Source organism: Galactobacter sp. (assembly GCF_022712295.1).
Taxonomy (GTDB): Bacteria; Actinomycetota; Actinomycetes; order Actinomycetales; family Micrococcaceae; genus Galactobacter.
The window spans coordinates 1-6,366 of sequence record NZ_JALAGT010000146.1 but is presented as its reverse complement, the minus strand read 5'-3'; the positions used below and the strand labels follow the sequence as shown (position 1 = coordinate 6,366).

General features: G+C 68.4%; 5 protein-coding genes. 1 reads left to right on the top strand and 4 read right to left on the bottom strand.

Annotation, left to right across the window (positions count from 1 at the left end; all coding sequences use genetic code 11):
• The 4 genes from Q0A15_RS10770 to Q0A15_RS10755 all read right to left on the bottom strand — a co-directional run.
• On the bottom strand, positions 1-490 hold a 490-nt coding region (locus tag Q0A15_RS10770; RefSeq protein ID WP_291279529.1), incomplete at its 3' end, for a fumarylacetoacetate hydrolase family protein.
• 105 nt (positions 491-595) lie between these two features.
• Positions 596-1,888 carry a DUF3500 domain-containing protein gene (locus tag Q0A15_RS10765; RefSeq protein ID WP_291279528.1) on the bottom strand — a complete coding sequence of 431 codons (1,293 nt, stop codon included), beginning with the start codon at positions 1,886-1,888 and terminating at the stop codon, positions 596-598.
• The gene (locus Q0A15_RS10760) at positions 1,885-3,570 is read right to left on the bottom strand and encodes an FAD-dependent monooxygenase (protein WP_291279527.1); all 1,686 of its coding nucleotides are present in this window, start codon (positions 3,568-3,570) and stop codon (positions 1,885-1,887) included. Before Q0A15_RS10760 ends, Q0A15_RS10765 begins: the two co-directional genes overlap by 4 nt.
• 174 nt (positions 3,571-3,744) lie before the next feature.
• Entirely contained in the window at positions 3,745-5,052 is a 1,308-nt protein-coding gene (locus Q0A15_RS10755) for an aromatic acid/H+ symport family MFS transporter (protein ID WP_291279526.1), read from the bottom strand.
• A gap of 409 nt (positions 5,053-5,461) precedes the next feature.
• Here Q0A15_RS10755 and Q0A15_RS10750 point away from each other — a divergent pair, with 409 nt between their 5' ends.
• The gene (locus Q0A15_RS10750) at positions 5,462-6,337 is read left to right on the top strand and encodes an IclR family transcriptional regulator (protein ID WP_291279525.1); all 876 of its coding nucleotides are present in this window, start codon (positions 5,462-5,464) and stop codon (positions 6,335-6,337) included.
• Positions 6,338-6,366 lie beyond the last annotated feature (29 nt).

The following is a 6,366-nucleotide window of genomic DNA, read 5'->3' as shown; positions in this document are numbered from 1 at the left end:
TACGCGCTGTGAGGTCGGTGAACGTCGAGTAGCCCAGCACCGAGTTCAGCGCGGCGTCGGGGTCGGCGTCGCGCACCTCGGAGCCCACCCAGGCCAGGATCTCGCCCTCCCAGTCCAATCCGGCCTCATTGTCGGGAACCTCGACGGGGTCACCGCCTACGGACAGGGAGGCGGGCCAGCGGGCAAAGAGGGTGGGGAACTCCGGCACACCCTCCGCCTTGTAGGAACCCTCCTGAACGTGCTTCAAGTAGTTCAGTCCGATGCAGATCACGCGGGCGCCGGGCAGCACCGGCGGGACCCGACGCGCTGCCGCGAGATCCACGGTCTCCCCCACGGCGGCGCCGGACCGGGCGCCGTCCACGAACTCCTGCGCCGAAGCCCAGAACCGCTCGAGCGGGGCCAGGACCGCGGCCGTGGCCTCGCCCTCACGGTGCCACGCCACCTCGACGCCGTGTCCGCGGTCGATACCGATGATGCCTTCGATTGCCATGTCCTTGTGTTCTCCTTCAATACTGGTCTTGATTGTCTTGTGTCCCGATGGGTTCATGCCCAACGGATGGTGTTCACCGGGCACGCGGGCCCTGTTGAGGCCAATTCAGGCCGTTTCTGGCGTTTCAGGCCGTTCTGCCGGATGCTCGGCCTGCCACTGGCGCAGCCAGGCTCGCCCGTAGTCATTGCCGTTGGGCGTGCGCAGCACGGTGTGGATGTGGAAGCGCTGCGGGACGTCGTAGTCCAGGAAGACACCGCAGTGGTGGTCCAGTTCTGCGATCACGACCGGCGACTGGATTCGGAAATAGAACACGTCGCCGGGCTGATGCCCGCCGATCCAGCTGAAGTACGTCTCATCCAGGTGGGCCTCGATCTCCCGCATGCGGGCGGCCAGGGGGCCGGCGGGAAGGATGGTGTTGGCCTGTTCCAGCAGCTCGAGGATTCCCCGCTGAGCGGCCTCGGGAAGCGTGGACACGACGGCACCCTCGTTGGGAATCACGCGATTGTCTTGGAAGGCGCCGGCCAGGTGGCGTTCGTCGCCAGGGTGCACGCGGCCCTCCGGCATGGCCGGGTCCACCATCTGCTGGTAGGTGACCACCTGCTTCAGCTGCTCTTCGTTCAGCTGGGCCATCACCGAGTACGCCGTGGCGATCCGGTCCTCGAAGGCCCCCTCACCGGCGTGTACACCTTCGTCGATCTCGTTGGGCTCTGCCCCCAGGAACATGGGGCCAACGCTCATGCGGCCATTCACCACGAACACGTTGATGGCGCAGTGGTGTCCGTAGAGCTGCCACCCCCACGGCGTCACCGGGTTCGGGGCGCCGTATAGCGACACGTTGTAACTGAGCTCGTTGAGGATGCCGGGCAGGCCCACGACGTCGCCCAGGAAACCGTTGATCCGCATCATGAGGCGCACGAGCCGCTCCCCCTCGGAGCTAAGGCTCGCGTTGATCAGTGCGTACACGGCCTCCCGCACTGGGGCGTCCACGTTCTCCAGGCGCAGCCCGGTGTCGAATTGCATGAACTCCGGGTTGGCCCAGGTCTGCCATTCGACGGCATCCACCGCGTGGACGAGCCGTTCGCGCTCCTCCGGCGTCACCACATCCAGCAGGTGGTTGGCGGCCGCGACCATCTCCCGGACCGGTGCTTCCTCGCCGGGAACCGGCGCGCCGAGGTCGAAGATCTCGGGGTGCACGGTCCCGTCCGTGCTGATGCCGTGGAATTCATTCAGGTACAGCGGGGTCCAACCGGCCACCAACTCACCGGTGAACGTCCCTCGCTGCTTGGACGCCTCGCGGTAGGCATAGGCGTCCAGTCCGTCCAGGTCCCGCAGCCGAGGAGCATCTTGGGCGTATTGGAACCTGCGGAAATCTGCCGTCGCAGTGGTCGGGGTGCTCATGCTGCTGCCACCTTCTTGCGGTTGGGATGCCCGACGGCGCGGGTCAGGGCCGCCACTGCGGCGGCCGGGTCGTCGCCACGCCAGGCAACGTGCTGGTCCGGCCGCACCATCACTGCGGATGCCTCCCAGGTCTCTGCGACGCCGGGGGTGTCGATGGGGACCACCAGCAGCGGCACCTCGCTGGGCACCCGCTCGTGGATCTCCGTCCAGGACCTCAGGTCCGTGCCGACGGCATCCGAGTCCACCAGCAGCGTGAATCCCTGACCCAGGACGTCGTACAGCGACAGGTCCTCGGAGACCCAGGCGTGCGGAAGCACCCGCCCGGGGCGGGCGGAGGGAACGTAGTCGATGGGATCGCGCATCGGCTCACGGCCGTCGCCCTCGTCCACGAGGTCGGTTCCCTCGTAGTCGTAGCCGAGCACCAGGCCCAGGGAATGGAACTCGGAACGCTTCACGGCCAAGGCCTCGAAGGCCCTGGCGCGTGCGGCCTCGCCGCGCTCACCGGGCTGGTCGAGGTCTGGGTCGAGGAAGTCGTAGGCGAGCGCCCTGCCGTTTGCTGCGGCCTCGGCGATGGTGCGGGCCGCGATGGGACGCCGCTCCTGCTCGTAGCTGCCCAACAAGTCGTGGCCGGCCCAGCCCTGAATCTCTGCGGCGAGCTTCCAGGCCAGGTTCACGGCGTCGCCCACGCAGGTGTTGAATCCGTGGCCACCCCACGGCGGGTTCATGTGGGCGGCGTCGCCGATCAGGTGCACGCTGCCGCGTCCGTAGTGCTCGGAGAGCAGCATGCGTGCGGTCCAGTCGTCCTGGGCGATGATGTTGACGTCGATATCGGCGCCGGCCATGGCACGTACGGCAGCCTCAGGGTCCTGGTGAGCTCCCGTCAGGTCCACACCCTGGAGGATGACCCACCAGGTGTTCTCGAGGTCGGCGCGGCCGATCATGCCCGCAGCCTCTGCCGAGACCACCCAGTACTGTACCGCCGGGTCCAAGGTCAGTTTCTGGGCCAGGTCCTCTGAGGTGAAGAGCAGGTTCAGGTTGGCGCGCGGGGCTGACGTCCCTTCGAAGGCATACCCGAGCGCCTTGCGCACCGTGGAGGACCCGCCGTCGGCCCCCACGAGTCGCGCGGCCGCCACGAGGGAGGACGAACCGTCCTCCGTCACGAGCCTGACGAGGCTCGGGGTCTCCGGCGAATCCGCTGGGGAAAGCCGCACCGGCTGGGCGGTGACGCCCAGGCGCAGATCGATCAGCGGGTTCTCCGCAGCGGCCTCGCGAAGCACCACCTCGAGTGCAGGCTGGGCCACCTGCTGCCCACACTCGGGCTGCAGGTCGTAGCGGCCGCGCTGCAATTGGAAGGCGCCAGGGAAGTCCCGCAGCGTGTACCCGGTGAGGCTGGTGCAGAAGGTGACCTGCTGGGCGTAGTCCACGGGCAGGCCCGCCTGACGCACGCGGTCCGCGAGGCCGAGCCTACGCAGCTGCGTCATGGTGCGCGCATTGGTGGTCTTGGCCTTGGGGCGGCTGTGGTCCACGTCCACGCGGGGCTCCACGACGGTGGACTCGATGCCGCGTGAGGCGAGGTCGAGCGCCAGCACCAGGCCGGCGGGGCCGCCGCCACAGATCAGCAGGTTCAGCGACTCCGTGATCGCCTCTTCTGTGCCCGGTGCGCTCTGATCTTGGTCCAACATGACAGTATTCCTTCGGTTCTTCTCGAAAGGTTTGAGTGGGTGGGGCCGTCGCGGCCCAAAAAAGGTGATCGGGTGAGCAGCTTGGTTGGCGGCTCAGGCCGAGTGGCTCAGCGGGTTGAGCGGCTCAGCGGGTTGAGTGGCTCAACGGGCCGAGTGGCTCACCTGGCCCCGCGTTCAGCGGGCAAGGGGCGCAGCCACCGACTCGGCCTGCACGGGGCCGGCCTGCCGACGCTTGTTGCGCAAGGTCACCATGAGAACCGCTCCCAGGACGGCCGGAACCGCGAAGCCGTAGAGGGCCATGCTGAAGCCGCCCCCGGTGGAGACCATGAAGGCCCCGTAGGTGGGTCCCACGATGGCGCCGAGGCGACCCACACCGAGCGCCCAGCCCAGGCCGGTGGCACGGGCGTGGGGCGGGTAGAGCTGGGAAATGTAGTCGTTGAGCATGTTCTGCGTGCCCAGGCCGCCGAAGCCCATGACGGCAGCGAGCAGCAGCATGGCGGTGGAGGAGGGATGCGTGGACATGACGATCAGGGCCAGGGCCGCCGCGGTGAAGCCCACGATGATGAGCGGGCGCGGGCCGAAGCGCTGGCTGAGGATCGCGGCCAGCACCGTCCCGACCACCGCGCCGACGGAGTAGGCCACCAGGAAGGTGATGGAGGAGGAGATCCCGAAGCCCTGGTTGTGCATGATCTGCGGAAGCCAGGTGCTCACACCGAACATGACCAGCAGGCTGAGCAGCGTGATGCACCAGATCACCAGGGTGCGCCGTGCGCGCCCCTCGGAGAACAGGGTGCCGAGCTGGGAACCGGTGGCCGCACCCTTGGAGGCGTTGCCGTCGGCCTCCATGCCGTAGCGTGCACGCACCGCGGCGGCCTCGGCATGACGACCACGGGCGTCCAGGAAGGCTGGCGATTCCGGCAGCCACTTGGCGAAGAGGGGAACCAGCACCAGGCCTGCCACGCCGATGGCGTAGACCGGACGGAAGCCGTGGTTCTCGGTCAGGCCTGCCGCGGTGAAGGCCGCAATCAGGGTACCCAGCGCCGGGCCCGTGAGGACCGCTCCGAGGATCACGGATCGACGGTTGGCCGGCGCGAACTCACTGGTGAGTGCCACGGCGGTGGGCAGCAGCCCGCCCACACCGAAGCAGGCCACGAAGCGGGCGGCCATGAACAGTTCCCAGTTGGGAGCCACGGAGCAGCACAGCATCGCCACGGAGAAGATGCCAACGGCCAGCATGCAGATGCGGCGGCGACCCAGCAGGTCGGTGAGCATGCCGACGCACAGCGATCCGAGCAGCATGCCGACCAGGGCGACCGAACCGATGGTGCCGGCCAGCCCTGGGGTGATCCCGAAGGGCTCCGGGCCGATCAGGGTGGGCAGCGTGGCGCCGTACACGTAGAGGTCGTAGCCGTCCGCCAGCAGGGCCAGCCAGCACAACGCGAAGACGGGGAGCAGTCCCCTGCGGTTGGTTGCATTCGTCATTGAAATGCCTCGGTCTTTCGAAGGTTGCACCACGCACTGCGCGGGAGAGATCCGCTGCCGTGGAGGTCCTGTCCGCGTGGCCTCACCCGCAAGAAGGGTGAGTGCTGCGTTGCAGAAAGGCCCCGCCACGTGAGTGTGAAGTACGTGAGTGGAAGTACGTGGGGTGGTGTGTGCGAGGTCCGGCGGGCCGGTGCTGTGGGTGGGCACGGCCGCTGACCATCCGCCTCGAACGAGTTTGCGTGAGGTAAGTCACGCACCGAAGGGGCCATTTCATTCTGTGGAATGATCCCTGTGATGCGCACCTCTTCACCTGCCAAGGTGTGGGACGTCGCCTCCACCGGGGCGAGCACACTTTGGACACGTGATCTTGTGCGCAAGGCGCCCACAGGCACCGAACGCGTGGACACGCATGAAACACCACGCACTGGCATACCCAGGCATCACCGAGGACAAGGAGGTCCCCGTGCCGGCAACCGGCCGCGACGGCGTCTTGCTGCGGGCCCTCCGTGTCCTGGAGCAATTCGACGCGGAGCACCGCACACTCAACCTCACCGAGCTCTCCACCGGGACCGGCATGCCCCGCACCACGGTGTGGCGCATCGCCCGGGAACTGGTCAACTGGGGCGCGTTGGAGCGCGTCTCGGAGGAGCGCTATGCGGTGGGCGTGCGGCTTTGGGAGATCGCCTCGCTGGCCCCACGCGGGCACGGAGTGCGGGAGACCGCGCTGCCCTACCTCGAGGACCTGTACCAGGTCAGCGGCCACCACGTGCTGCTGGCCGTCAGGGACGGGAAGGAAGCGGTCCTGATCGACCGCCTCTCCTCACGTCACGCCACGGCCGTGGACTACCGCATCGGTGGCCGCCTCCCCCTCGACACCACCGGGGTCGGGCAGGTGCTCCTTGCCCACGCGCCCGCCGGCTTGCGGGAACGGGTCATCAAGGGCAGCGACGACCCGAACCTCCGTGGGATCATCGCCGCCGTCCGAAAGTCCGACGAGGCGGCGGTACGTCGCGTGGTCCCCTCCGAAACGCTGTCCGTGGCCTGCCCGGTCCGGGACGAGGAGGGCGACGTGGTCGCCGCCGTCTCCGTGGTGGTCCCCGACCTCACCACCCATCCGACCAGTATCGCCATGGCCGTACGCACCACCGCGGCCGCGATCTCCAGGGCGTTGGGGCACGTCGCCTCGCCCCGTGCCCGACGCGAGATCGGCGAGGCCCGCGCCCGCGCCACCAGCGCGAATCCCCCCTTCGCCGCCCGCCCGGCGGCGGTCGCGAACAGAACCTGACACCACGGCGTCGGGCATTGGGCCCTGCC